Below are 24,793 nucleotides of genomic sequence, written 5' to 3' on the forward strand. Positions count from 1 at the left end.
GCCTTAGCCGACGGAAGCAGGCTTCAAATGAGCCAGATCGGTCACCTCGTGAATGGTGTCCTGGTCCACAAGACAAGCGACATTCAAAAGCACCATAACATGATCACCCACCTTGGCTAGACCGAGAATGGGTGTGGCTGAGACTCCTATTTGCACCAAAGCCGGTGCGGCTTCAATCTGGTCCCGACGCAGGGGAAGGACTGATGCGACGGAATCAACAATGATCGCCACCTGACCTTGCTGACCATCCACGACGATCACACAGGTCTCGCGTGTGTAATCCTGAGCCGGTAGATTAAACTTCCGCCTTAAATCGATGACGGGCAGCACCTTGTCGCGCAGATTGATGACGCCCGCGACGCACGCGGGGGCGTTGGGTATCGGCGTCACGTTCGGCAGCTGATTGATTTCCCTGACCACCGCAATGGCAATGCCAAAGGTCTGCCGATTGAGAGTGAATGTCAGGTACTGGCCCTCGCGGGCCAGGTTGTCCTTGCTCATCATTTAGAATCCTGATGTGGACCCGATGCGGGCCGCTGGTTCGTCATCACCTTCATCACCGAAGGGTATCACAGTTTCCGCATGATGCCTGGGCTTGGGTCCAGGCGCGGGAGATGCTTTGCTCATGGGACGTGCTGGCGGCCTGCGCAGTGGCATAACATTGGACTTCTTCCTTGGCGCAGCCGCATGCGCCGAACGTATGGGGGCGACCGGGACCTGGTTGGTGTGACCTGTAATCACATCGGCCAGATCATGAACCATCGTTTGAAGGGTGGTGGCCTGGGCGCTCATTTCCTCAGAAGAGGCTGCGACTTCTTCGGACGCTGCGGCGTTCCGCTGCGTGGCCTGATCGATTTCATTCATGGCTTTGGAAATTTGTGACAGGCCGGACGATTGCTCCCGGCTCGCCGCTGCGATTTCATTGTTGAGATCAGCCACTTTCCGAACAGACGAAAGGATATTTTGCAGAACCTGGCCGCTGCGATCGGCGATTTTTGTCCCACGATCGATTTTATCGACATTATCACGGATCAAGCCGGTAATTTCCTTGGCGGCGGTGCCGCTGCGCTGGGCCAGATTGCGAACGGCTTCGGCCACGACGGCGAAGCCCTTGCCCTGTTCACCGGCGCGGGCTGCTTCGACCGCAGCATTCAATGCCAAGAGGTTGGTTTGAAACGCGATCTCATCGATGACCGTGATGATCTCTTCAATCTTCTTGCTGCTGTGATTGATCTCGCTGATCGCCCCAATCAGACTTTGCACTTCAGTCTCACCATCCTTGGCAATGCGGCTGCTATTCTGGGCCAGGGATGCGGCTTCGCCAGCATTTTCCGCATTGGTACGGACCATGCTCGTCAATTCCTCGAGGGACGATACCGTTTCCTCGAGCGACGATGCGACTTCCGTGGCACCTGAGGACAGATCCTGACTGGCGTTCGATAGCTGGGTGGACACGCTATCCACCGTATCGCCGGAGCGGGCGATATTTTCACTGATCGCCTTCAGGCGACGGCTCAGGCGGATGGCGAAGAAGCCCGAACCGAGAACGCACAGGGCCAGGACGATCCCGCTAATGATGAAAAAGCGCTGCTTCGCATCCAGAATCCTGCCGAGCAAGGCAGCCTCTTCGATGCGGAACAGGAGGATCCAACCCAGATCATCAAGAAAATCCTCATCACGCAGAGTGGAGAAAGCGTTCACCTGCCTGATATGTTTACGGGTATGATCGGCCACCAGAACGCCTTGTTCGCCTCGCGCGGCCGCAATCACAGCTTGATGACCCAGGTTAATCAAATTGATCTTGAAAAGAATATTATCGAAGTCTCGGACTATGGCATCGTTGGCATTCTGGGTCGATGGATCGTAGTTCACCACCATCTCGCCCTTTTTATTCAACAAGGTCAGTTCGGTGCCGCTGAGGTCTTCTTTTTTCAGGTTTTCGTAGAGATCAATGAAGCGATGCTCGACCCAAGCGAGGCTGGCTCGGCTGGTGATGACAGCAACCATCTTGCCTGCTTCGTCCCTGATCGGCGCCGAAAAACTCATGCCCAGGCGCTTTTCCTTGTAAATCAGGCTCGAGATGGGATCGACCATGGCATCTTCAACGTAAACCCCTGCCAGGCCCTTTTTTGCGTCTTCGCTGTAACGTTCGTGGACGACATTGGTGAACCAGGGGCTACTGGCGAAGTTTTGACCGGACAGCTTGCTGACATCCAGAGCGTTATTTTTGGCATCAACCGTACTGGTGACTATGACCTGACCATTCAGATCCACCAGCAGGATCAGGTCGTAAAGCCCGTAAATATTCACATAGGCGTTGAATGCTTTGGTGATTTCGGCCGTATTTTTGATTTCCATAACGCTATTTTGAGCGAAGACCTGGACGTCTCCATAGCGCTGCGAGAATTCCGCGCCCAATTTTTCTTGCATATCCCGGACCATCAGGAACCACTTTTGCCTGATCCCTTCCTTTTCGCGCTCTGCCGTATCCAGAAATGAATAGAGGCAAGCCAGAAACATGATGACCAAGGATCCGGTGCAAATCCCGAGGAGTTTGCTGGTAAGGCTGACGGCACGCATTATCGTTTCCCTTCGCGGACGGATATTACAGCTTCGCCAGTAATTATCGGCCCATGCCCCTGAAACATAAGAAAAGTTGAGGTCGGGCCTTTGGTTGAAAACCAAGGACCTGCAAAGTTTATTTTCAATTTCAAGCTTTAGCCGGGGCTCGGCGCTGCTGGGACCCCTTCAACGCTATACTGGAGCAGGTGCTTTTATTCATTGCGGAGTCTGCTGATGAGCGATGCCAAGGATTTTCCCAGCGCCGAATTTTTTCATCGGCTCAGCGCCGATGAGAATGGCTATCGTAAACTTGCTGATTGGTTGAAGACCACAACCGGCATCCATATGCCGCCCACTCCCAAGAACTTCACTCTCATGGCCTCACGGCTGTCCAAGGTGATGATCCGGCTGGGTCTGCGTACCTATGCCGAACTGCATCGTAATCTGCTGGACGGCGACCCAAGTGTGCAGAAGGCTTTCATTGAAGCTTTGACCACCAACAAGACCGAATTCTTTCGCGAAGCTCACCACTTCGAAATACTGCCCCGGATTGTTGAAAACATTGTGCAGCATAAAACGGAGCTTCGCCTTTGGTGTGCCGCCGCCAGTCGTGGCCATGAGCCGTATTCCATTCTGATGACTCTGCTGGAGTCGGGTTTCAATCTGCAGACCCATCGCCTGAAATTTCTGGCTACCGATATTGACCAAACCGTTCTGGAAGCCGCCTCGAAGGGGGTCTATCGGGCTGACGAACTGATGGATGTATCGTCGTCTCTACGAAGCAAGTATATGGTGAAGCTCCGTGATACAGCGGCAGGGGAGCGGTGGAAATTCCGTGATGAGCTGCGCAACCTCATCACATTCGCCGGCTTCAATCTGGTGGGTTTTCCTTATGGATTCCAGCACAAATTTGACATAATTTTCTGTCGTAATGTCCTTATTTATTTTGATCCTAAGACCGTCCTGAAGGTGAAGACTCATCTGGCTGAAGCTCTGGCAGCTGATGGTTATCTCTTCATCGGCCATTCGGAAACGGGCGCCAGCCGGGTGCCCACGCTCCAAACCATGGAAGCGGCGGTCTTTAAGAAACTGCAGGAGGCTTCCTAATGGCTGCTAAAATCCGTTGCCTGATTGTCGATGATTCCGCCATTGTTCGTTCCGTTTTGCAACGCATGCTCAACAGTGATCCCGAAATCGAAGTCGTGGGCAGTGCGCCGGACCCCTACGTAGCACGTGAAAAGCTGATCGAGCTGCAACCGGATGTGATGACCCTTGATATCGAAATGCCGCGGATGGATGGGCTCACGTTTCTGGAAAAAGTGATGGCGGCCATGCCCATCCGCACGCTGATTATTTCGAGTCTGGCGCGCGAGCCATCAGAAATGGCCCTGCGTGCCCTGGAAGTCGGTGCCATCGATGTGCTCGCCAAACCTGCGATCAACGTCACCGATTCGCTGCATCAAATGCGTGAGGATGTCATCACCCGGGTGAAAGCCGTGGCGCGAGCGCGACTGCATCCAAGGATAAAGCCCAAGGTTGATTCCAGACCGACCTTGCGCCCAAGCCAGGCATTGGGTCAAACCACACATCAGATTCTGGCCATGGCCGCTTCCACAGGTGGAACGGAAGCGCTTAAGGTTGTCCTTCGTCACCTGCCGCCCGATATCCCGGGAACTTTGATAGTTCAGCATATGCCGCCCGTCTTCACGCGGACCTTTGCCGAGAATTTGAACCGGATCTGCAGCTTTGAAGTGAAAGAGGCGGAAGACGGGGATCGGGTCAAGCCTGGTTTGGTGCTGCTCGCGCCGGGGAACTATCATATGGAACTGACCCGGAGCGGGGCCTATTATTATGTGAAGTTAAATCAAGATCCGGCCCAGCATGGTGTTCGTCCTGCGGCAGATATCATGCTGCGGTCGGTCGCGCGTTACGCAGGAAAAAATGCGGTTGGAGTCGTGCTGACCGGTATGGGCCGCGATGGGGCTCAGGGTCTTTTGGAAATGCGCCAGACCGGGGCTTACACCATTGCCCAGGATGAGCCGACGTCCGTGGTTTATGGAATGCCGAAAGCGGCCTTGGAAATAGGGGGCATTGACAAGGTGCTGCCCCTTGGCGGCATTGCCCCGCACCTTATTCGCGAGTTTCAAAAGCGCGATCTGACCGCGAGTTGAACGATCAACCTGTTTGCAGAACCTTGCGGTTGCGTAGTTCCATCAGGCAGCCGGGAATTTCAACAGCATTCAGGATGTAATCCGCAGCGCCTTTTTCAATCGCAGCTGCAGGGGTGGCGTTGAAGGAGCATTCCTCTGGATTTTGCACGACGGTGATGCCGCCGGTTTCCCGAATTTTCAAAAGGCCTGCAATCCCATCAGCACTGAAACTACTCAAAAGAATACCGCAGACGGAACCTTTGGCAGCTTCGGCAGCGGACTGAAAGAGCTTTTCCGAGGAAGGCTTTTGACCGAAGAAAGGTCCGCCTTTTTCCAGACGTGCCACCAGCCCACCAGAGGGGGTGGAATGGATCTGAACATGGCTGTCAGCCGTCGCGAAATAGACTTTGCCCATCGTCAGCTGTGTTTCTTCCATGCGCAGAATCTGGAGTTCAACCCGGCACTGGGGCTGAAGCCTTTGGGTATACGTGCCAATGAAACTGGAAATCGTTGAGGCGGAAACCACCACCGGAGGCGTGTCCGATGCCAGGCCGCGAATCAGGGCCGCAAGGGGTTCCGAACAGCCCACGTTACCGCCCACAGTTATCAAACGCAAGGCATTCGGGGCGCGTCCACTCTCGGGCAGATGCCTGGGCCCTGCGGTGGGTTTGGCGATCGGTTGAAACGATTTCAGTTGAGCCGTGGAGGCGGCGATAATTTTTTGAATGAGAATTTCACCGAGTTCCGACAGCAGAGCTGGGTCATACTGGGAAGGTTTTTGAACGAATTCCACAGCGCCGAGTTCGAGGGCCCTTTGTGCGGCTTCCCCATCGGCACCCAGTGACGAGACCATCACAACCGGCATGGGATGATGCTTCATCAGCTTTTCCAAAAATGCCACACCATTCATGCGCGGCATTTCAATATCGAGGGTCAGGACATCCGGCTTCAAAGCAATGATTTTTTCCCGCGCATCAAAGGGGTCGGTTGCGGTTCCAACCACTTCAATATTCGAGCTTTGCGCCAAAGCCTTGCTAAAAAGCGTACGGACTGTCGCCGAGTCATCGACGATCAAAACCCGGACACGCTCACGCGGACTCGTGAGGGTGACACCGGAAAGGGTCTCACTTTCCGATCGATTGTCGGAGAACCGATGGTCCACGTTAAAGCTGGACGTATCCAGGGCAATCACGCGACCTTTGGTGCCGCCGATATTGGACTCGAGGACCGGAATTTTCAAGGCTTTCAGTTGCACATGGGCCTCCTCAACATTTCGATCCCCTATGTTGCCATCCAAACGATTGAGATGGTTGACCACGTTGCCGCCTCCATAAATTTTGGCTTGAATATGTTCCCGTTGCGCCCCAAGTTCGAGCATGCGCTGCAGAAGCTCTGGTATCGCAAAGCTTCCGTACCGCGCTGAGGGCACGCTCCCTGGTGTGGGCTCTGGTAAAAGATAGTGACAAAGGCCACCGATGTGATGGGTTCGATCCCAGAGGACGACGCTGACGCAGGAACCCAGAATCGTCTTGATTCGAGCCTTTTCCCTGCTCGCCATCAGCTGGCCAGGATAGACAAAGTATTCATTCATGCCGGAATTACCTCGCGCATCTTCACAAACAGGACAGACTTGTTTTGAAAATGCGCCACGTGCGATATAGCTTTTTGAATCGAGTTATCTGGATTCAGGGGTGCAATTTGATCCTGGAATTCACTAATCGAAGCCACCTGCTTCACGTCATCGACATTGAAACAGAAGGTTCGGTGATCCACTTCGCAGACCACGGTGCAGCGCTTCTTAGGTTCACCCGTTGCCACCCCTGCGTCCTTCGTGTGCAAAATATGCGAAACGTCGACCACCGGACAAACGAGGCCACGCACGGTGACGAGACCGACGATGCCGGGTCTTTGCGAGGGCAGGGGTTGTTCATGCCGGTGCTCCAGGATTTCCCTGACCTGATGGATGGGCAAGGCATACTGCTGCGAACCCAACAGACAGATGAGATAGTGGGAGGCTAACAGATTCTCGGCGGGGACTTCCGGAGACGCTGGCGCCTGCGGAATCTCGGATTTCAAGGGAACGTCAGGTTTGGCCAGAGCCAAAGGCGAGCTTACCGTCCGAGCAGGGGCGGGAGCGGCTGGTTCAGCCACAGATTCATCAAATAGACCCCAGGATCCATCGGCTGTCGTGTCATCGACCAGCGGGGGCATCGGCATCAGAGCGACGCTGGCCTTGGCCAGTTGAGTCAGTCGATAGCTGACCCGGTTTCGTAAATCGAGTTCGTCCTCTTCGCCCATGAAGACAAAGTAATTCGCGAGTTCATAGATGACATCGGACCAGGGGTTAATCAAATTCTTCACTCGATCGACAAACATGGGATCATTCATCCAACCTTGCAGGACGACGCTGATATCAGTAAGGCAATTGGACAGAATTTGCAGTTGGCCTTCCGCCGCGATAGCCTGGACAGTCGCCAGCTCCTTGATGATGATCTGGAGGCCGTCAGCGCCTTTTTCAAACTCACGCAGGGCCACATCCCGCAATCGCTCGATGATGGCGTCGTTGCGCGTTAGTTTGTCCTTGGCGCTTGTCTGCCTGCTATCCATACTCGTCTCCTAGGCTGCCTGCGATGTTGCAGCACTGGCACTCTGCGGCGAAACCAATTTCAAAAAATCCTCGGACGAAACCATATAAGCCAACTGATCCCCCGGCAGGTGAGAAGTGCCTTTAAAACCCGGAATAACCTGCGTAATGCGATCGAAAGGCCGCACGACAGCCTCCAGCTGATCCTTGACTTCATCGATGCGCAGCGCAATGCAGCTGTCCTTATGCATGATGACGACTACCAGCTCGTCATTGGACACGTCCGTCTTCTGCCGATTGATCTGCTCCGGTTGAATCAGCTGCTGATAGGTCGCAATGGGTATGGCTTTGCCGTTGTGTTCCATCATCCAAAAGGGTTTGATATAAGTGAAATCCAAATCTTTCACGGGCTTGATTTCGCTGATGCAGCTCAGTGGGATTGCGATCAAGATGCCGCTGGAACGAGCCACGATCGATTGCTCGACCATAATGGATTTGGGCACGGGAACCTGGATAGTGAGAGTGGTGCCTTTATCCTTGACCGCATCAAACCGAGCGGTGCCGCCCAGTGACGTGACAGCTGTTTTCACCACATCCATACCCACGCCGCGGCCGGATAGGTCCGAGACCACTTCTGCCGTGGAAAAACCGGGAATAAAGAGCAGTTCAAAAATTTCCTGATCGGTCATGCGCGAGATGTCCTGGGTCACCAGACCTTTGGAAAAAGCCTTCGCATAGATCCTATCGCGATCAAGCCCAGCGCCATCATCCTCGACCCGCAGTGTGATCATGTCACCAGCTTGTGAGGCGACCATCCGGACTGTCCCAAGCTCGGGCTTGCCCTTGGCGTGACGCTTGTCCATGATCTCGATGCCATGATCACAGGCATTGCGGATCACGTGAACCAGCGAACCCGACAGCGCCTTGGCTATGGTTTTATCCACCTGAAGTTCCAGGCCCTCTGTTTCATACTTAACGTCCTTCTTCAGGTCCTGGGCAATGCCGCGGACCATGCGAGGAAACTTGGCAAAGGCTTTATGGAGAGAAACCTTGCGGATATCCATGATTTGGGTTTGGAGTTCATCCGTGAGCTTGGACAGGGCTTTATTCATGTCCTCAAGGCCATCGTCAGAACTCAGGTGGCTGATGCGCTGTTTGACGAAGCCATAGAAAATGTTCTTAAAGGCGACGAGTTCCCCCGCCAGTTCCATAAAATGGTCCAGCTTGTCGTTGGAAACCGTGACGCCTTCATCACCCTCGTCCTTTTTTTCGGTACGGGGCGCGGCTTTGTTCGTCTGGGCCAACGGTTGGGCGCGGGTCGTATTGCCGGCCAGAACTGCTTTGAACTGCTGAATGAACGGCTGGACTTTGGGACTATCGCTATTATTTTCGATGGCGTCGATGCATTGCTTCAGCATATCACTGCTGCTCAGCATCAGGTCAACGAGCACCTTATCCAGGATCAGGTTGCCTTCCTTGATCGAAGTCAAAACGCTTTCAAAGGCATGGGCGAGCTCGGACGTGGTCGTGCCGCCGGCCACTGCCGCCGCACTGCCTTTTAATGTATGAATTTTACGGAAGACTTTATTGATTTCGGCTTTATTGCTCGGATCGGTTTCAATGAGGAGGATGCTTTCATCCAGCGTGCTAAGAATGCCGTGGGCTTCCTCGATGAAGAGCGTGCGAATCGTTTCCAGCTCGTAGCGATCCTGCTTGATCTGATCCTGACGCTTTTGGGCGAAGCCACGAACCATATCAATGAGCTTGGGGAAATCCACGGGTTTGTCCGCATAGTCAGTCACGCCCGAACGCACACCGGAGAGAACAGCTGTGCGATCGGCATAAGCTGACAGGATGATGAAGGGCAACTGGCCCCTGCTTTGGCGAACTTCCCGACAGAACTCAAGACCGTCCATTTGCGGCATGCGATAGTCGGACAGGATCATGAAGACCTTGTGTTCCTGAAGGCGCGCCAGGCCCTCCAGGCCGTTGGCTGCTGTCACCGTGGATACGCCAGCGGTTTCAATATGTTCCTTGATCAAATCGAGGATGCCCGCGTCGTCCTCGACGATCAGAACTTTTTCGATGAACTTTTCCTGGCTCATGACATGACTCATTGGCAAAAGGGACCAGACAATAAAAAACTTAGATCTGTCGAGGTGTTCGGAGGGACTGCCGGCGAACTTAAACCGGCTTCCAAATTAGCCACTAGGAAAATTCGCTCAATAATCCAAGGGATCTGACGACAAGATTTCCGGGGGAATGCGCATGCCGCAGTCCTCCTGATCGTCCCTCGGATCAAAAGCCTGCCAGAGATCACGAAAAAACGCCCATCATCGCAGCAAAACCTTTGAGTTAAGCAACGTTTCCCTGTCATGTATTTCAAGAGAAACATCCGACAGGCCGGTGCTATATTGTGTAATTTTAAGGGGTTTCATGGGAATTTTTTCGGCCAGGATCAAAGCGTCTCTTGACCGCCGATGGACTGCTGGAAGATCTCTAAAAATGAATTGTGACGTCGATTGGAAAAATCTGGTTGGACGAGCGCCCGAAGATGATGTGAGCTTTTTGCTGCTGGAATGGCTGGCGGAAGTGGGTCTGATCAAACCTATCGCTTGATATCTCACCATCAACAAATAAGAAACCCCCTGCAGCCAGGCCGCAGGGGGTTTACTTTTCTGCTAATTAGCAGCGGCGCCAGGTCAGGCCCCAAACTTGGACGATTTGACCATCGATCGAGTCGTTGGTGATCAGACCTTGAGCGCTGGGAAACGCTCCCGAGTTGGTGTTCGAGACGCGGATCGAAGTGTTGATGTTCAGAGCGCGCTCAACACCGCAAGGCGACCAAACAGCCGACGCGATACCGACTTTGTCGTTATAAACATAATCGCTTTCGAAGGGACCCCATTTGCTCGATGCGAAAGTACCGGTTTTGCCTTGGCCTTCCAGGAAGTAGCTTGCAGAATGTTCTGCTTTGATACCTTGGTCAAGATCCATGAAACCGCGGTAAAAGAAGCTACCGATGGAATATTGCCAGCCCGCTGGTACGTCGAGGACCAGAGTAGCTACGCAGTTTTTACGACCAGCCGACAGCGAGATGCCAGGGCCAGCTTCAGCGACGAATTCAGAGAAAGTCAAAGTGAAAGCTGTTTTGTCTTCCGAGATGTTCTTGGCAACAGTACCGAGCGGACAGCCTGTGCCGTTGTACTGAATCTTTTTGATAGTGATAGGCTCAGAAGGAACGGAGAAACGTTCTTCAGCGTGTGCTGCTGCGCCGACGACCAGAAGTGGGGCAATAAACTTAATGATGCTTCCAAAAACTTTCATAACTAACCTCTCATGAAACTGTTGGTTGAGGAGCTTTCCTTAACCCAACACTAGCGCGGGCTCACGAAAAGTGTCTATGAAAATTAAATGAAGTGCTCTGTGGGTTTGAAGTTCACGGAACACTATAATTTACGAGGAAAAATGACAAAAGCTCGAACAAAAAAATTCAAGACGAGCCGATCCCCAGGCAACCAAGATGTGCGAATGAGATCTCAGCGAATCTTAGTCGATCTCATCGCATCTTTTTACTCGGAGGGAACTGCTTTTTCGTCTCAAATCCTTGTTGCTCAAGCGTTTTGCGGAAAATGATCGTCCTATTTCATGACGAGCCATACCGAATTCATAAGGACTCTTGCAGGATGTAGGCCAGGGGTTTGGGGCGATTCCTATCCTTTTCGAGGAGTCAGGATTACAGAACATTATTTTTTTCGGGTAGGATGGTCTGGAAAAACTCAATCATTGTCGGGGGAAAAACCCCAAACAGACATCCGAAATGCAGGTTGACGAAGGAATTTCTTAAGTTTAATGGCTGGTTGGACGAAGAACACCGTAAGGATGAGGATGTCATGAAACCGACCTTTTGCCAATGCTGTGAACGTGTTTACGAAGTCCCCGAAGACTACCTCAAGGGAACTTCTAAATTTCGTGTTTGCCCCAAAGCTTTCCTTTGGTTTGAATGCTCGTGTGGAAGTGGACTGGTCCTGAAAAAGGGTGAATACGAGTGGTACTCGCCCACCTTGCGCATGAGCGAGGCCGCCGCGACGATCTTCCAGAACGTTCAGGAAATTCGTAATATTCCATTGGTTCCGACCGCGATCATGACTCTGCAAACCGTCATCTCGGATGAAAACTCGTCGTCCACTGATATCAAGAAAGCTTTGAAGCAGGCCCCCAATATCGCCATGGGTGTGCTACGGATTGCCAATAATCTGCGAGCCTCCTCGATTCCTGAATTCACCAATCTCGAGCACGCCATCAGTTTTGTGGGGCGCAAGACCCTGAACGAATTGATTTTGACCGAAACCCTTCAGGAATTTGATTTCAAAACCAACTTTTTCGCCAAAGACGCCTACTGGCAGGAGTCAATCCTGACAGGCAAAATCTGCGAGTACATCGCGGAACATTTTGCGCGCCATCTGTCGAAGGATGAAGCCTATATCGCGGGTTGTCTCTGTAACATCGGCAAAGTGGTGTCCGCGATCTGCTTTCCCAATGTGACTGATGACGTCGCCCGGCAAACCGTCAATCCCCGTCGGCCACGGACCTGGTCCCTGGGTGAAGACAATATCCGAGCCTACTCGCACGTGACATTGGGCGAGATCGCGGCGTCGCTCTGGGGCTTCCCGGATTATGTCGTGCACGCGATTTCCTACCATCATGTCGTGCCCGAAAAGGTCACGGATTTGCCTCTCGACGTGCTGGATTTTATGGACAATGAAGCTGAGCAGCGCCTGGCCACACTGCAGCAGGTCGTTGCGATGGGCAATCAATTCACGCATTGGGTGCTACTCCAGCCCACACGGATGGATGAGCCCCTACTGAATTCCTATGCTAAGAAGTTCGGTTTGAGTGACGAGCAAATCAATCAGCTGGCGGACCAGTTGATGAAGCTCAAAGAGTTGAAGGCAAGCTGATGGGAAAACTTCTGCTGGTCGATGATGAAGAAGAGTTTCTGGATTCCCTTCGGGCGTCCTTGGAAACGGCAGGCTTTGATGTCCTGACAGCGCCAAACGCCTTTGAGGCCTTGCGTATCATCAAGAACATTAAAGAGCCCATTGATTGCGTCCTGACCGACTATCGCATGCCCGAGATGCGCGGCGATGAGCTCGCCTTTGCGATCAAGCACAATACAGGTATTCCGGTTGTGATCATGACCGGCGATAACTCCGTTTCGGCCGAAGTTCTATTCAAAGCCGGTATTTCCGGGGTTATCAACAAGCCATTTGATGCGGAACACTTCATCGAATTTTTGAGGAACAACGACTTGCAAGTGGAAGTCTCAAAACAGCGAAAATTCCTTCGGCAGAAAGTCAACCAGGCCTCGCAGCGCATCCAGCTCACCAACGGGCGCGATACCGTGGAAGGGGATATCCTGAATATGAGCAACGGCGGCATCGGCGTCTGTCTCGACAGGGCCATGGAACCCATGTCCACGCTGCAGTTTATACTTCAGATCGATGGCGTCGAAGTGAAAGGCTACATGCACTGCCGGTGGCGAGCCATGTTGGGCGAACGGCTGAATGCTGGTTTTGAGTTCGATTCGCTGACCAAAAAATCCCTGTCCAACAATTCCGACTTCATCAAATGGGTCACCATTAATCAGGCGTCCTGAGTTTCAATCCTCGTAGCGTATGACGATCCGCACGGTTCCCTGAGCAGAAAGAGCAACGTGAGCCTCGTCGCAGACGAGGTTATCGTATTCCGTTCCTGCGGGATTGGGGCGACAGGTGATCGTCGTTTCATTCGAGAGCCCATCCGGATTCACGGAAAATGACCCGCGTAACGCTCCAGCTTCGACTCGTACGCTATTATACGCATCCATCCGCGCCGCACAAATTCTGGCACCCAATGTCGGCTTGGGCTCGACAGTATAAAGAGTATTGTCAGCCTTCGGCGTGTAGTCCGTGTACCAGGTGGCCTGGAACCAGCCTGTGCCTTGCAGCACATCCCACTGTCGGCAGCCCACGACCTTGCGTGTCGCCACTTCCCGATAGTTCCACAGAACAGGAATCACTTCGTTGTTCTCGGCGACAAACTCGAAGGTGGTAGCAGCGGCAGGGCTGGACAGCAGAACCATAAGGCCCAATGCTTTGAGGGATTTAATACGCATGCACATCTCCGGGTTTGTGAGTCCCGGCGGTTATAACCCAAATGCATCAAGACGGCAAGCTAGACTCAATGCTTATCTGAAAACTCCAGCCGATCGAATGGCTGTCGCGGCCGTGTCCTTTTAGGGAGCAGCATGCTACGATTTGCGGTGATGGCTTCAAAAACAGAGAGGTCATCCTGATTCTCAAGATATCAGCCCCTAGGAGCTTTCATCCTATATCTCGACAAAATCATTGGAGTGAAATCAATGAAAACAGCTGCAGCAGTGCTTTGCCTCGCTTGCCTAATTTCCGCTGGCTTCCAGATGGGGTTAGCGCTCGGTTTTCCTTGGGGTGAGTGGGCCATGGGCGGACGATTCCCTGGGCGTTGGCCACTGAAATTTAGGGTCGTCGCCTGTGCTCAGGCATTGATCCTCATAGCGATAGGGGTCTTGGCATTCTCCTCTGCTCCCTTGGCAATGGGCTTGCCGTCGGAGCTCCAGATTTTAGGTCGGCGGAGCATACCCTGGATTTTCATTTTCACGATCGTGGCTGCAGGACTCAATACGATTACGCCTTCACGGAAGGAGCGCTGGCTTTGGGGACCTGTTACCTGGCTGATGGCGGTAAGCGCCGGCACACTGTTTTTCGACAAGGCCTAGGGTATAAAAGCAGACGGTTCTGGCTTCAGTATTCCACTTAAATATCCAAAATCCCTTCATCCTTGGCAATGAAAACAAAGAGCCCCAGCACCACCCAGAACGAAAGGGTCGCCGTACTGAGGAGCACCGCCGGCTGCAGGGAAAAGATGGTCCAGCCTTGACCGCTACTGATCCACAGCACGAGGCCCAGGAGAAGGCCCAACGACCAGCTGATGCCAATGACCTTGCGCCGGTAGCGCTGGGGCTTGGGCAGTGCGGTCATGACCTTGTCGCAGAAACCCTCATCAGCCAGGTAATGGGTCTCACTTTGGATCCGGTTCAGGATATCATCGTCTTGCATGAGTTTTCTCCTCGGCTGAGCCGGACAAAAGTTTGCGCAACTTGTCCTTGCCACGATTGATATGGGATTTGACCGTCCCGAGCGGCATATTCAGGAGCTGGCTGATGTCCTCATGAGTCATCTCCTCACAGCTCATCAGATGCAAACAGGTTCTCTCTCCGGTGGACAGGTGCTGCATGGCTTTTTCCAGATCCAAACGAAGTCCATCAGGGAGCGTCGGGGCCGCGCGATCATCCAATGTTTCCAGGAAATCAAAACGTCCCTGCTGACCTTTCATACGAAGCGCTTTACGCAGGCCTATCGTAAACAGCCAGGATCGAAAACTCCCACCGCGATAGCTGCTCAGTTTTTGGTAAGCGATCAACCACATTTCCTGCGCACAATCGTCCGCCAGCCCGGGATCACCCAGGAGTCGCCTTAAAAAAAGTCGAACGGCCGATTGATGCATCAGCACCAGCTGGCGGAAGGCATGGCGATCATCCTCGGCCAGGACACGACCGATCAACTGGGATTCAGCGGGCATCATCGGATGAACCAGCCCTCTGTCTTTTTTGTGATAGACGCCATAGGAAAAGGTAACCCAGGCCCAGCAGTGTCGGTAAAAGTCCTATCGTCCAGAGTTGATTGGCGTCTGCATCTGGAATGGAAAGGAAGACGCCGATCGCTGACAAACCGAGAGCCAGAAGCAGGATGGCCTTGCGCAGATCGCTGTCGGGGGAAGGTTTGGGTTTGGACTCCAACGCTTCCAGGAACGAAGCCGGCAGAGTCTGGCCACTCTGAATAGCGACGCGCACGGTATCCAGCACCTCACGGCGTTTACGAAAGGAAAAATAGATCAGGAGAAAGGAGATGATCGTCAGCGAAATGAAAAATAAGGCTGGGGCCACAACCTCTTCGCCGAACCCAGCGCGATGCCGGTTTCTTTGCGCCTCAGCCTGGGCCTCGACGATCTCCGCCAACTGCTGGGCATCAAGTTTCTTGATCACTTCGTTGGGTAAAGCCAGAGTGCCAAGCATCACCACATCGCCGCTTTGTCCAGCAGTTGTTGGTGGCGTCGGAGCAGGCGGTTCTGTCATCACGCCTTTGCGTTCTTCGACCTCAGCGGCGGAAGCTGGAAGCCATGCAATATTCCAGCTCAGGACGCTGGTCATGAGAGTGAGGATGAGGGATCGGGAGATTCGTTTCATGGGCCGCGCTCCTGCAGGGCAAGGGTTAGTTCTGTGGATAGGAGTCAGGCCGTTATGGTTTTGGATGCATCCCCATTGAAAAACTTTGTAGGACGCGGATTTCATTGCTCAATCGAATACCACAGTCTTGTTGCCATAGACCAGGACCCGGCGTTCGACATGCTGATAAACCGCCCGGGCCAGCACAATTTTTTCCAAATCCTTACCCTTACGCACGAGGTCCTTGACCGTATCCCGATGACTGACGCGGCCCACATCCTGTTCAATAATGGGCCCCTCGTCCAGATCCTGGGTCACATAATGGGCGGTGGCACCAATGATCTTCACGCCGCGATTGAAAGCTTGATGATAGGGTCCAGCGCCTGGAAAAGCCGGTAAAAAGGAATGATGAATGTTGATCACGTGCGGAAAGACTTTTAAAAAACCAGGACTCAGCACCTGCATATACTTCGCAAGGACCACCAGATTGACCTTATACTGACGCAAAAGCGCGAGGGCTTTTTTTTCCTGCTCCAGCCTTGTTTCAGGAGTGATCGGCAGATGCACGAAAGGCACCTGAAACTGATCCGCTATGGAGGCGAGGTCGGCGTGATTGCTGATCACAAGCCCAACCTCGGCCCGCAGATCCCCGCTGCGCTGACGACCCAAAAGATCCAGCAGGCAATGGTCCTGCTTGCTCACCCAAATGGAAAGCTTCGGCCGTTGATCCGTAAAGTGCAGGTCCCAGGTCAATCCCAGTTTAAGGGCGGTTGCAGCAAATTCCTGAGAGATCTGGTCGCGAGGCAGGCGAAATCCGTCGAGGTCCCAGGCCAGGCGCGTACAAAAAATATCCGCTTCCGGGTCCCGATGCTGATCGGCGTCCGTGATATTACCATTGTGTTCATAAATAAAGCGGGAAAGGCTGGCGACCACACCTTTTTGATCACGGCAACTGCCCAGCAGTATCGCGCGCACCGACTCCATTCCCTACCTCCTGGCCTGATTTGAGCTCTTCTTCATTTTGCCAGAACTCACCCCTGTTTTCAAATGGTTGACCGGCTGGGGGATGACAGACATCGACCTGTGGTTTTCCCTGCTGGCCGAAATCAGCTTTTCGCTTTCCACTCGACTGTGGTATGTCATTCGCTAGTTCTTACTCCGTCAGAGCGATTGGAAGAAAGGAAGGGGCGCACAGAATGGCAGATACGATCAAGGTCAGTATCACCGATCAGCCCATCAACACGGGCGAGCTGCTTCAGAGCCTCGGTGCCTCGCATCATGGCGCTCAGGTCAGCTTTTTCGGGGTGGTCCGGGACATCAACCTGGGCCGTCAGGTCAAAGGAATTGAATATGACGCCTTTGTTCCCCTGGCCGAGCAAACCTTTCGCGAATTCTGTGCCGAAGGCCAGGCGACGTGGGGGCAGGATATGCACGTCACCATTGTGCATCGCATCGGCAGTCTGGGTATTGGCGACATCAGCGTAGCTTTGCTGGTCTCCACGCGGCATCGGGGCGAGGCCTATGAAATTTCCCGTTACATTATTGAAGAACTGAAGCACAGATCGCCGATTTGGAAGAAAGAACATTACAGCGACGGTTCGAGTGATTGGGTGCAAGGCCACGCGCTTTGCCAGCATGATCACCGGCATATAACCGGCTGGCGTGACGCCAGAGCGGGGCAGGCATCCACACACGAGCTTAAACACCTTGAATCTCATGAGACGGGGGCGCGCGTATGAACATTCGTTTAGGTGATGGCAGCGTTAGGCTGCGGTTGAACGGGACGGAGGCAGAGACTCTGCTTTCGGTGAACCAACTAACCATAACCATTTCCTGGGTTACAGGGACTGATTTGCGGGTCAGCATGATTCTGAGTGCTGATGCAGCGAGGCCGCGCGTGCGCGGTGAAGGCCTGGAACTTTTAGTGGTTGTGCCTCGGTCGGATTTCATGGAACTTCTGGAACAGTACGGCCGACGCGATGCGTCGATCAGTTGGAAAGAGTTCGGTGCAGACGGTCGGGATGTGGAATGGTCGATCGACATAGATGCCTTCCGCCCACGTTCCAAATCGGAACGCAGTCAGCCGCGGGTGGATACCATGGATATGCTTTAACGAGGACAATGGATGCTGCAGGATTCGCACGGACGTAAGTTTCCCTATCTGCGCCTTTCGGTGACAGATGCCTGTAACTTTCGTTGCGGATACTGCCTTCCCAATGGCTATCAAAAGCCGCAGGGTTGTGCTCCGTTTTTGAATCAGAATGAAATCCGGCAGCTCGTCACCGCCTTCGCCAACCTCGGTTGTCAGAAGGTTCGGTTGACGGGCGGTGAGCCGACCCTCAGGCGTGACATCGTGGACCTTACGCAGATGATTGCGCAGACACCAGGAATCCAAACCGTGGCTTTGTCCACCAATGGCTATCGTTTGGAACACCTGGCGTCTTCGCTTTACGAGGCGGGATTGAAATCGCTCAACATCAGTGTGGATTCGCTGGATCCCAAACGTTTTGCCGATTTTACCGGACAGGATCTGCTGCCACGCGTTCTGGGTGGTATTGATCGCGCTCTGGAACTCCCTTTTAAATCGGTGAAAGTGAATTCGGTGCTGATGAAGGAAACCTATCTGGAGGAACTCGATCGTTTCTCGGAATGGATCCGCATGCGTCCCATCACTGTCCGCTGGATTGAACTCATGCCGACCGGCGGCAATACGCGTTTCTTTCAGGACAATTTTATCAGCAGCCAAAAGCTGCAGCAGAAGATCCTGGATCGCGGTTGGATGCCCATTCCACGCGATGAAGATGGGGGACCTGCGCAGGAATTTTTGCATCCTGAGTATTTGGGTCGTCTGGGCGTGATTGCTCCTTATGCTCGCAATTTCTGTCAGTCCTGCAATCGTCTGCGGGTGACGAGTCGCGGGGGTCTCCGTCTTTGCCTGTTTGGAGACGGGGAACAGGATCTGCGCCCCTTGATGCAGGACAGCTCACAGTTGGTGGATCTCACAGCCACGATCGAACGCGCTTTGATTGGCAAAGCCGCATCCCACGCTTTGGATACGGGCCTATTCGGAAACAATCAGACATTCTCAGCCATGGGCGGTTGATCCACCGGGTCCTTGCAGATATCCATCAACGTCTTTTTCACATCCCAAATATAACCGCTGCCATAAAGATTGGCGTGATTGAGTTTATGATAAAAATTGTAAACGATACGCCGCTGCGCATATCCTGGTGCGAGAGGCCACAGTTCCTTGTAACGCTGATAAAAGGCGCGGGAAAACCCTCCAAACAATTCCGTCATGGCCAGATCGGTTTCCCGATGTCCGAAATAAACAGCCGGATCAATCAAAATTGGAGTTTGCTGAAGGCCGCAGAGAATGTTGCCCGACCATAAATCTCCATGCAGAAGGGAAGGCGGTTCCTGCACAGCCCCGAGTCTGTGTTTGACGTGCATTTCCAGCGTGATGAGCCAACGTTCCTCGGCTTCGGTCCAGATCTCGCGCACTCGCAGCATTTCGAGTTGTGGCAGAATACGCTGCCGCCAGAAAAAATCCGCCCAGGACGAGGTCGTGGTACGATTCAACTGAACATTGCGCCCAATAAAATTATCCTGCGGCCAGCCCCAAGGGCCGCTGTGACGATGCAGGGCAACCAGGCCTTCCGCCAATGCCACCCAAAACGTGTCATGAGCCGGTTCACGTTCCACGGCTTCCATCACCAGCCAGTCGCGCGAGTGCGAAAAGACTTCGGGAATGCGCAAGACTCCCGCTTGGCTTAAAGCGGTCAGTCCATCGGCCTCGGCTTCCAGAATTCCTATGCCGTCCGGATCGTGTTTGATAAATAATTTTTTTCCGTCCGCCGCTGTGGCAAACCATGCCGGAGTCTGGCTGGCTCCATCGGCCTTGTGTAACTGGACCAGGGGGGCGGCATAGAGGTTGACGTCAAGGTGATCGCGCGTTGCGTCGAATTCCAGGATTTTTCTCATATTTTCCCCCTACAATGGAACGAGGACGAATGACCCCAATGACCAGCCAGGAAATGCTTGGCTTTTGGGGACAGCTGTGGTCAATATGCAGATCCTTTTGCTGGGGTACAACAGATGAAAACATGGCTGGCCATTGATTTCGGAACTTCCAACTCTCTCGTGGCCGCTGCCACAGCGAACGGACGCACTGAACCACTGCCGATCGATCCGAGTCATGACGATCCTACCATCCTGCGCAGTGTGCTCTATTCCCCGGGCCGGCAGGAATGGGACTTTGGTGAAGAGGCTATCAGCAAATACTACGACATGGGTGCGGAAGGTCGCATCTTTCGTTCGCTGAAAAAATTTCTGCCTGATCCCTATTTCTCGGGCACCCAGGTGCATGGCATCTTTCATTCGCTCGAGGACCTTCTGGGACGCCTGATGCGCACCATTCGCGTCCGTGCGGAAAAGCATTTGGGTCTGGAACTCGAGTCCGTTGTGCTGGGCCATCCCGCGCTTTTTTCACCGCAAGCCGAACTGCACAAGCAGGCTTTGGGTCGCCTGGAAAAAGCTGCCCAGATCGCGGGATTTAAAGAGGTCGCGTTCTGCCCGGAACCGGTCGCCGCCGCGCATCACTTTGCGAGTTCCCTGGATCGACCGCGTACGGTGCTCATTGCCGACTTCGGCGGTGGAACAAGTGACTTTACCATCGTGCGTATGCGACCTGACGGCTTTGCTCCCGAAGATGTGCTGGCCCTCGGCGGTCTGTCCGTGGCGGGTGATGCGTTTGACGGCAGCATTATGGAAAACGTGGTCGCGCCGTATTTTGGTTCGAAAATCGAATACCAAGTGCCATTTGGTTCGAACGTTTTAAGTCTGCCGAAGGCGCTGGTTCGCAAGATGTGTTCGCCAGCGGATTTGCTGCTGCTGGGTCGTCAGGATTATCTGGAGTTTTTCCGTCGCCTCGATGATTGGAGCGTCGGCAAGGATGATGCTTTGATCCTCGAACGATTGCGTATTCTGGTCGAGGAACGGCAGGGTTATCATCTCTTTCAATGTATTGAAGATGGCAAGAAAGCTCTCGCGACGATGGAAGTCGGACCGATTGACTATGAATATCCTGGTATTGATCTGCATCTGGGGTTGCCACGTGATCAATTCCAGCAATTCTCGTCGCCACTGGTCCAGGCGATCATCAAGAACCTCGATCAAACCGTGAAGCAGGCCGGCCTTCAATACGAGCAGATTGATATTGTATGCTGTACTGGTGGTACCGCGCGACTGGGCGCGATTCATGAAGCCCTGGCCCAAAGGTTGGGTGCGGAAAAACTGCAGCAGCACATGCCGTTTCATGCGGTTATCAACGGTCTGGCGGAACGGGCCGTGCAGATTGCCAAAGACGGCCGCTGATCAGTCCCGCATGATACCTTCGCAGTGTTTGCTGATGAACTCCAGGCTGCTTTGCCCTAAAAACTGCTGCTGATAACGTTTGGCCAGGGCACACGCATCCGCGATATGACCCTGGTTCCAGGCACTCAACGCGGCAATACGTTCACTAGGGTGAAAGCCAGGATATTTTTCCAGTCGCCGCATATTCAGTGCGGCCGCTTCCTGCCAACGTCCTTCATCCATCAGTTCCTTGCTATAACGCAGGCAAACACGCCAGTGCTCCGGCATGAGTCGACAGGCACGACCGACTTCCGCGCTGCGCATCGTCGGGTGCGAGGCCGCATACTCAGCCCAAGCCAGACGACTGGCCTGCACCATCAGCAGCAAAGCCACCAGCGCCATGCCCATGCGCGCCCAGGGAAGGGGTAGGGACCTTAAACGAAGCGGCGGCAGAAGACTGCAGAGCAAACTCAAGAGTAATCCAAAGAAGATAATGCCGATGGGCATCATGAGCGGAAACTGAAAGATGGATTCCGTCAGCAGAATAAGCCCCAGATTTGCGGCCAGAATTGCTCGATCCTCGGGATCCCCAAAGCGATGAGCGGCAGCCAGGGCCTTGGCCAAAAGGCCCAAAAAGCCCAGGATCAAAGCACAGCCGAGCGGCAGTCCCAATTCACTGCACAGCCGCAGCAATTCATTCTGCGGATTGTCCACCACTCGTGTTTCCGAACGGAAGGGCGAGGCTTCCTTCAGCACATAAGCGGGCGACGCCTGCTCATAGCTGCCTCGACCAAAGCCGAGCCACGGTCGGTCCTTGATCATATCCATAGTCCTTTGCCACAGAAAGATCCGACCGGACATGCTGCCAAAAGTCTGATTGAGAATAGCGGCATCGGTGGCCTGCGTCGCGCTATTGACGAGATGCGGCCTCGTGCCTTCAAAATGTTTGAGGACCGGCCGGGCTACAAAAAAACTAAACAGGGCCGTGGCCAGCACGATGGCAATGGCTTCCTTGCCCTGCAAACGTTGAGCGATAATGGCAAAGGCCAAAAGCAGACAGACCCCGATGAGAACAGAGCGGCAGACAATCAGCAGGGGATAGGACAGCATGCAGCCACAAGCCAAAATCAAAATGGCCCGAGGCAGAAAACCTTTCTCGCGCGAAAGAAGATAAAGGGCGAGGGCCAGGCTCAAACCCAGATACTGGGCAATCATGTTGATATTGGTCAGTGTCTCGGGACCGAGCCCACTCGAAGGAAACCAGGGGAGGGAAGCACCTGCGAGCTGACCCAGACCCAACCCAGCGATGTTGACTGCCAGGAGCGTGTTGAGCCAGCCTAAAGTGTAAAGAAAATTTTCCTCTTTCTTAAGAAGATGCAGGCAGAGGAAACTGACACAAAGCAGTGTAATATCCCGGCTGATGCCCATGGACGTGCTGCCGGCCCCGGAGCGCAAGGTGTCCAGCACGAGCTGCAAAACTGTCCAGCCTAGTATGATTCCCAGCAATACGGTCACTTCACGCAGACGCTCTCGCAGCGAACGATCGAACATGATCGTGATGCAGGCCGCACCCGTGAGCACCAGAAGTCCAATCAGTCGCGCCGGAATATAAGGATCCTGCAGCCCTGGAAAGAAACCGAGTGTGGAGCTTAACAAAAGACCGAGAAAAAGTCCGACCAGCATGGCAACTCCCTGCTCTCGAAATCTCACAGCATCCATTGTCAAGATACAGGAAAATCCGAGGGTAAGGAAATAGACATTGTCATACCCACCACCAAAGCGAAGGCCCACCGGACTCGGCCCATGCCGGTGCTTCTTTTTCTAAAGTAAGAGCTTTTAAATGGGGGTAAATCGCTATTTCTCTCCACGAAATCACTTGGATGCACCCCTTCCATTCTCTGGATCGAGATTAGCTCAAGCCCTTGCGGCCCAAAGGCTTGGCTCTGAGTGAATTCTGCCGAAGAACGGGCTTGGAGTTTTACATGAACTTTTGGATTGTCATCCTGCTGCTTATCGCCTTCCCCGGAACCACTGTGGCCGAGGAAGCGGTCAATTTCGTGATTGAGGGCGAAACCTTTCACGCGCGGCAGGACAATGTGCACTTGGCAGGAATTACTGCTGACGAGTTGTCGGAATCCGAAATTCTCCAGATCTTTCGCGAACAACGCTATGAGCATTCGACCGAGTATGTCATGGAATATAACAAGTATTCCTACTGGGTCTTTGTCGTTGAGAATCGTAATCCAAAGCCCACGCAAATTTTTATGCGTTTTGGTGTGCTGATGGATGTCACCAAAGCCTGGCTTTACAAAAATGATGGGCTGCAGCCCTTGGCTCGTTATCCCGTGATTTTTGATATGCTCTATACCGAGATCCCGCCGGGTCGGTCGATTATCATGGGCATGCGGAAAAGCGGTGGGGACATGCGAGGCCGGGCGGCGGCGATCACCATTCATGATTTCCAAAGCGCCGCCTGGCTGGTCACGACCGAGCAGCACATGATGGGCAGCATCATCGGTGCGGTCGCTATCATGATCCTTTATAATATTGGCATGTACCTTTTCTTTCGCCGTATTTACTTTCTCTACTATACGATCTATAGCGCGGCTGGCATGTACTGCGTGGCCGTATTCAATGGCTATATGTCGTGGCATTTGCCAAGTCTTGGCCTGGGTTTAGCCGTGGCCGGGGTTGGTCTCATCTTGTTTTGCAACAGTGCCCTGGCCTTACGAAACACCCAACCCCGGCTCTATAAAATCTCCCTAGGGGTTCTTGTTTACTGCATTGCCTTCGGACTGTTTATGCTGGTTGTTCCGAAATGGAACGCCCTCGCCATCAGCATGCCTCTTATCCTTATGTTTTGCGTCTACACCTCTGTCCAGCGCAGCTTGGACGGCTTTCGGCCCGCTGTCTACCTCGTGATTGGCTGGATTGTCCTTTTGGCCTCAGCTCTGTTCTCCATGTTGAACGTCGCATTCTTTGGGACAGCCTGGTTTTCCAACATAGGTCCCTGGGGCTTTGCCATCGAAATTTGCTTCTTCTCCTTTGCGATTGGCCAGAAAGTGCGTTTGTCCGAGCAGAGGGCCTTGCGCGAAAGCGAGCACGCTTTCAATCAGTTGAAAAAAGTTTTCTATCCGCACCAGATCGAGCAGATCAAAGGCGGCGTCGAGTTGGAAAAAACCATGCCCACCGGTAAGGGAGAGGCCGCTGTCATCAGCTTTGACATTGTTGAAAGTTCAAAAATCCAACAGCCGCGGGCCAAAGCCTTTATTGAAAATTCCATTAAAAGCTGCGTGTCGATTATCAGTGAAAATTATGATCCGAAGCAGCTGCGAGCCAACGGCTATCGCATCAAGGAAGTTGGAGACGGGTTCCTCTGCTCGGTGGGATATCCATTCCAATTGCCTCAGGGTATGTCCTCGGCGGAGTGTGCGGTGGAACTGAGCCTTCGCTTTATTCATATTTTCCAGAGTCAGGTCAATCAGCTGCTGGACCACGAACCTGTTTACTGCTCCATTGGTATTGCTCTGGATTCCCTGGAAGGCTATTTCCCGAAGGTGGGAACGATTGAATATGATGTGTACGGACGAGCTGTGATTCTGGCAACCCGCTATGAATCCTTCCGGCGCCAATTGTTCCCAACCGGTGTTCCAGGGCATATCCTGACCCTGCATGAAAAAGTTTATGAGCAGCTGCCGCCCATTCTTCAGGCCACCTTTCAGGAAGTGGATTTGCATCGGGCCCACATGGTGGTGCGCGATGACCTCATGGCATCCAAAATTTATTTCCGGGTGATGCAACCGGCCGAAGTTTTGAATTCGACACAGGCAGCGAGTTAAA

At 53.4% G+C, this 24,793-nt stretch carries 23 protein-coding genes; 9 read left to right on the forward strand and 14 right to left on the reverse strand.

Features of this window, described 5'->3' with window-relative positions:
* Positions 1–3: 3 nt before the first annotated feature.
* Both VE954_RS34190 and VE954_RS34195 read right to left on the reverse strand, forming a co-directional pair.
* On the reverse strand, positions 4–504 hold the full coding sequence (locus VE954_RS34190; protein WP_324961525.1) for a chemotaxis protein CheW: 501 nt from the start codon (positions 502–504) through the stop codon (positions 4–6).
* Entirely contained in the window at positions 505–2,580 is a 2,076-nt protein-coding gene (locus VE954_RS34195) for a methyl-accepting chemotaxis protein (RefSeq protein WP_324961527.1), read from the reverse strand.
* Between the two features lie 216 nt (positions 2,581–2,796).
* On the opposite strand from VE954_RS34195, the gene VE954_RS34200 reads away from it, so the two are divergent.
* Both VE954_RS34200 and VE954_RS34205 read left to right on the forward strand, forming a co-directional pair.
* On the forward strand, positions 2,797–3,669 hold the full coding sequence (locus VE954_RS34200; RefSeq protein ID WP_324961529.1) for a protein-glutamate O-methyltransferase CheR: 873 nt from the start codon (positions 2,797–2,799) through the stop codon (positions 3,667–3,669).
* Positions 3,669–4,733, forward strand: coding sequence for a chemotaxis response regulator protein-glutamate methylesterase (locus VE954_RS34205; RefSeq protein ID WP_324961531.1), 1,065 nt, complete (start codon positions 3,669–3,671; stop codon positions 4,731–4,733). The genes VE954_RS34200 and VE954_RS34205 overlap by 1 nt, the downstream gene beginning before the upstream one ends.
* Before the next feature lie 4 nt (positions 4,734–4,737).
* Here VE954_RS34205 and VE954_RS34210 read toward each other — a convergent pair whose 3' ends face one another.
* The 4 genes from VE954_RS34210 to VE954_RS34225 all read right to left on the reverse strand — a co-directional run bounded on the left by VE954_RS34210 (position 4,738) and on the right by VE954_RS34225 (position 10,623).
* Positions 4,738–6,303 (reverse strand): chemotaxis protein CheB, encoded by a 1,566-nt coding sequence (locus tag VE954_RS34210; protein WP_324961533.1) that lies wholly within the window; start codon positions 6,301–6,303, stop codon positions 4,738–4,740.
* The gene (locus tag VE954_RS34215; RefSeq protein ID WP_324961535.1) at positions 6,300–7,319 is read right to left on the reverse strand and encodes a chemotaxis protein CheW; all 1,020 of its coding nucleotides are present in this window, start codon (positions 7,317–7,319) and stop codon (positions 6,300–6,302) included. The genes VE954_RS34210 and VE954_RS34215 overlap by 4 nt, the downstream gene beginning before the upstream one ends.
* Positions 7,320–7,328: 9 nt before the next feature.
* Complete coding sequence (locus tag VE954_RS34220; protein ID WP_324961537.1) at positions 7,329–9,401, reverse strand: response regulator; 2,073 nt, start codon at positions 9,399–9,401, stop codon at positions 7,329–7,331.
* 580 nt (positions 9,402–9,981) lie between these two features.
* Positions 9,982–10,623 carry a DUF4360 domain-containing protein gene (locus VE954_RS34225; RefSeq protein ID WP_324961539.1) on the reverse strand — a complete coding sequence of 214 codons (642 nt, stop codon included), beginning with the start codon at positions 10,621–10,623 and terminating at the stop codon, positions 9,982–9,984.
* Positions 10,624–11,189: 566 nt separating this feature from the next.
* Between VE954_RS34225 and VE954_RS34230 the strand changes: the two genes are divergently transcribed.
* On the forward strand, positions 11,190–12,257 hold the full coding sequence (locus tag VE954_RS34230; RefSeq protein WP_324961541.1) for an HDOD domain-containing protein: 1,068 nt from the start codon (positions 11,190–11,192) through the stop codon (positions 12,255–12,257).
* Positions 12,257–12,955 carry a response regulator gene (locus tag VE954_RS34235; RefSeq protein WP_324961543.1) on the forward strand — a complete coding sequence of 233 codons (699 nt, stop codon included), beginning with the start codon at positions 12,257–12,259 and terminating at the stop codon, positions 12,953–12,955. The genes VE954_RS34230 and VE954_RS34235 overlap by 1 nt, the downstream gene beginning before the upstream one ends.
* Before the next feature lie 3 nt (positions 12,956–12,958).
* On the opposite strand, the gene VE954_RS34240 is transcribed toward VE954_RS34235, so the two are convergent.
* The 6 genes from VE954_RS34240 to purU all read right to left on the reverse strand — a co-directional run bounded on the left by VE954_RS34240 (position 12,959) and on the right by purU (position 16,582).
* A complete protein-coding gene (locus VE954_RS34240; protein WP_324961545.1) occupies positions 12,959–13,453 on the reverse strand; it encodes a hypothetical protein in 495 nt (164 codons plus the stop codon).
* Positions 13,454–13,851: 398 nt separating this feature from the next.
* Positions 13,852–14,070, reverse strand: coding sequence for a hypothetical protein (locus VE954_RS34245; RefSeq protein ID WP_324961547.1), 219 nt, complete (start codon positions 14,068–14,070; stop codon positions 13,852–13,854).
* Between the two features lie 59 nt (positions 14,071–14,129).
* Positions 14,130–14,432 carry a hypothetical protein gene (locus VE954_RS34250; protein ID WP_324961549.1) on the reverse strand — a complete coding sequence of 101 codons (303 nt, stop codon included), beginning with the start codon at positions 14,430–14,432 and terminating at the stop codon, positions 14,130–14,132.
* Positions 14,419–14,958 (reverse strand): RNA polymerase sigma factor, encoded by a 540-nt coding sequence (locus VE954_RS34255; protein ID WP_324961551.1) that lies wholly within the window; start codon positions 14,956–14,958, stop codon positions 14,419–14,421. Before VE954_RS34255 ends, VE954_RS34250 begins: the two co-directional genes overlap by 14 nt.
* The gene (locus tag VE954_RS34260) at positions 14,945–15,619 is read right to left on the reverse strand and encodes a DUF6249 domain-containing protein (protein WP_324961553.1); all 675 of its coding nucleotides are present in this window, start codon (positions 15,617–15,619) and stop codon (positions 14,945–14,947) included. The genes VE954_RS34255 and VE954_RS34260 overlap by 14 nt, the downstream gene beginning before the upstream one ends.
* 108 nt (positions 15,620–15,727) lie before the next feature.
* Positions 15,728–16,582, reverse strand: coding sequence for a formyltetrahydrofolate deformylase (gene purU, locus VE954_RS34265; protein ID WP_324961555.1), 855 nt, complete (start codon positions 16,580–16,582; stop codon positions 15,728–15,730).
* A 212-nt stretch (positions 16,583–16,794) separates the two neighbouring features.
* Here purU and VE954_RS34270 point away from each other — a divergent pair, with 212 nt between their 5' ends.
* Genes VE954_RS34270 through moaA form a run of 3 tightly spaced genes read left to right on the forward strand, consistent with a single transcriptional unit; the run spans position 16,795 to position 18,701 of the window.
* Entirely contained in the window at positions 16,795–17,337 is a 543-nt protein-coding gene (locus VE954_RS34270) for a molybdenum cofactor biosynthesis protein MoaE (RefSeq protein ID WP_324961557.1), read from the forward strand.
* Positions 17,334–17,711, forward strand: a complete 378-nt coding sequence (locus VE954_RS34275) for a hypothetical protein (protein ID WP_324961559.1) — start codon at positions 17,334–17,336, stop codon at positions 17,709–17,711. Before VE954_RS34270 ends, VE954_RS34275 begins: the two co-directional genes overlap by 4 nt.
* Positions 17,712–17,723: 12 nt before the next feature.
* The gene (gene moaA, locus VE954_RS34280; RefSeq protein ID WP_324961561.1) at positions 17,724–18,701 is read left to right on the forward strand and encodes a GTP 3',8-cyclase MoaA; all 978 of its coding nucleotides are present in this window, start codon (positions 17,724–17,726) and stop codon (positions 18,699–18,701) included.
* Here the strand turns inward: moaA and VE954_RS34285 are convergent.
* Positions 18,674–19,582: a fructosamine kinase family protein gene (locus VE954_RS34285; RefSeq protein ID WP_324961563.1), complete on the reverse strand. Its 909-nt coding sequence runs from the start codon at positions 19,580–19,582 to the stop codon at positions 18,674–18,676. The two genes, moaA and VE954_RS34285, sit on opposite strands and share 28 nt — an antisense overlap.
* A 114-nt stretch (positions 19,583–19,696) precedes the next feature.
* On the opposite strand from VE954_RS34285, the gene VE954_RS34290 reads away from it, so the two are divergent.
* The gene (locus VE954_RS34290; protein WP_324961565.1) at positions 19,697–20,974 is read left to right on the forward strand and encodes an Hsp70 family protein; all 1,278 of its coding nucleotides are present in this window, start codon (positions 19,697–19,699) and stop codon (positions 20,972–20,974) included.
* Here VE954_RS34290 and VE954_RS34295 read toward each other — a convergent pair whose 3' ends face one another.
* Complete coding sequence (locus VE954_RS34295) at positions 20,975–22,636, reverse strand: O-antigen ligase family protein (RefSeq protein ID WP_324961567.1); 1,662 nt, start codon at positions 22,634–22,636, stop codon at positions 20,975–20,977.
* Between the two features lie 299 nt (positions 22,637–22,935).
* Here VE954_RS34295 and VE954_RS34300 point away from each other — a divergent pair, with 299 nt between their 5' ends.
* Positions 22,936–24,792, forward strand: coding sequence for a 7TM diverse intracellular signaling domain-containing protein (locus VE954_RS34300; protein ID WP_324961569.1), 1,857 nt, complete (start codon positions 22,936–22,938; stop codon positions 24,790–24,792).
* Position 24,793 lies beyond the last annotated feature (1 nt).

Source organism: Oligoflexus sp., from assembly GCF_035638955.1.
Classification (GTDB): Bacteria; Bdellovibrionota_B; Oligoflexia; order Oligoflexales; family Oligoflexaceae; genus Oligoflexus.

Bases quoted from the DNA above. Each gene is read 5' to 3' on its own strand.
- VE954_RS34190 (WP_324961525.1), bottom strand. From the start codon at position 504: ATGATGAGCAAGGACAACCTGGCCCGCGAGGGCCAGTACCTGACATTC.
- VE954_RS34195 (WP_324961527.1), bottom strand. From the start codon at position 2,580: ATGCGTGCCGTCAGCCTTACCAGCAAACTCCTCGGGATTTGCACCGGA.
- VE954_RS34200 (WP_324961529.1), top strand. From the start codon at position 2,797: ATGAGCGATGCCAAGGATTTTCCCAGCGCCGAATTTTTTCATCGGCTC.
- VE954_RS34205 (WP_324961531.1), top strand. From the start codon at position 3,669: ATGGCTGCTAAAATCCGTTGCCTGATTGTCGATGATTCCGCCATTGTT.
- VE954_RS34210 (WP_324961533.1), bottom strand. From the start codon at position 6,303: ATGAATGAATACTTTGTCTATCCTGGCCAGCTGATGGCGAGCAGGGAA.
- VE954_RS34215 (WP_324961535.1), bottom strand. From the start codon at position 7,319: ATGGATAGCAGGCAGACAAGCGCCAAGGACAAACTAACGCGCAACGAC.
- VE954_RS34220 (WP_324961537.1), bottom strand. From the start codon at position 9,401: ATGAGCCAGGAAAAGTTCATCGAAAAAGTTCTGATCGTCGAGGACGAC.
- VE954_RS34225 (WP_324961539.1), bottom strand. From the start codon at position 10,623: ATGAAAGTTTTTGGAAGCATCATTAAGTTTATTGCCCCACTTCTGGTC.
- VE954_RS34230 (WP_324961541.1), top strand. From the start codon at position 11,190: ATGAAACCGACCTTTTGCCAATGCTGTGAACGTGTTTACGAAGTCCCC.
- VE954_RS34235 (WP_324961543.1), top strand. From the start codon at position 12,257: ATGGGAAAACTTCTGCTGGTCGATGATGAAGAAGAGTTTCTGGATTCC.
- VE954_RS34240 (WP_324961545.1), bottom strand. From the start codon at position 13,453: ATGCGTATTAAATCCCTCAAAGCATTGGGCCTTATGGTTCTGCTGTCC.
- VE954_RS34250 (WP_324961549.1), bottom strand. From the start codon at position 14,432: ATGCAAGACGATGATATCCTGAACCGGATCCAAAGTGAGACCCATTAC.
- VE954_RS34255 (WP_324961551.1), bottom strand. From the start codon at position 14,958: ATGATGCCCGCTGAATCCCAGTTGATCGGTCGTGTCCTGGCCGAGGAT.
- VE954_RS34260 (WP_324961553.1), bottom strand. From the start codon at position 15,619: ATGAAACGAATCTCCCGATCCCTCATCCTCACTCTCATGACCAGCGTC.
- purU (WP_324961555.1), bottom strand. From the start codon at position 16,582: ATGGAGTCGGTGCGCGCGATACTGCTGGGCAGTTGCCGTGATCAAAAA.
- VE954_RS34270 (WP_324961557.1), top strand. From the start codon at position 16,795: ATGGCAGATACGATCAAGGTCAGTATCACCGATCAGCCCATCAACACG.
- VE954_RS34275 (WP_324961559.1), top strand. From the start codon at position 17,334: ATGAACATTCGTTTAGGTGATGGCAGCGTTAGGCTGCGGTTGAACGGG.
- moaA (WP_324961561.1), top strand. From the start codon at position 17,724: ATGCTGCAGGATTCGCACGGACGTAAGTTTCCCTATCTGCGCCTTTCG.
- VE954_RS34285 (WP_324961563.1), bottom strand. From the start codon at position 19,582: ATGAGAAAAATCCTGGAATTCGACGCAACGCGCGATCACCTTGACGTC.
- VE954_RS34290 (WP_324961565.1), top strand. From the start codon at position 19,697: ATGAAAACATGGCTGGCCATTGATTTCGGAACTTCCAACTCTCTCGTG.
- VE954_RS34295 (WP_324961567.1), bottom strand. From the start codon at position 22,636: ATGCTGGTCGGACTTTTTCTCGGTCTTTTGTTAAGCTCCACACTCGGT.
- VE954_RS34300 (WP_324961569.1), top strand. From the start codon at position 22,936: ATGAACTTTTGGATTGTCATCCTGCTGCTTATCGCCTTCCCCGGAACC.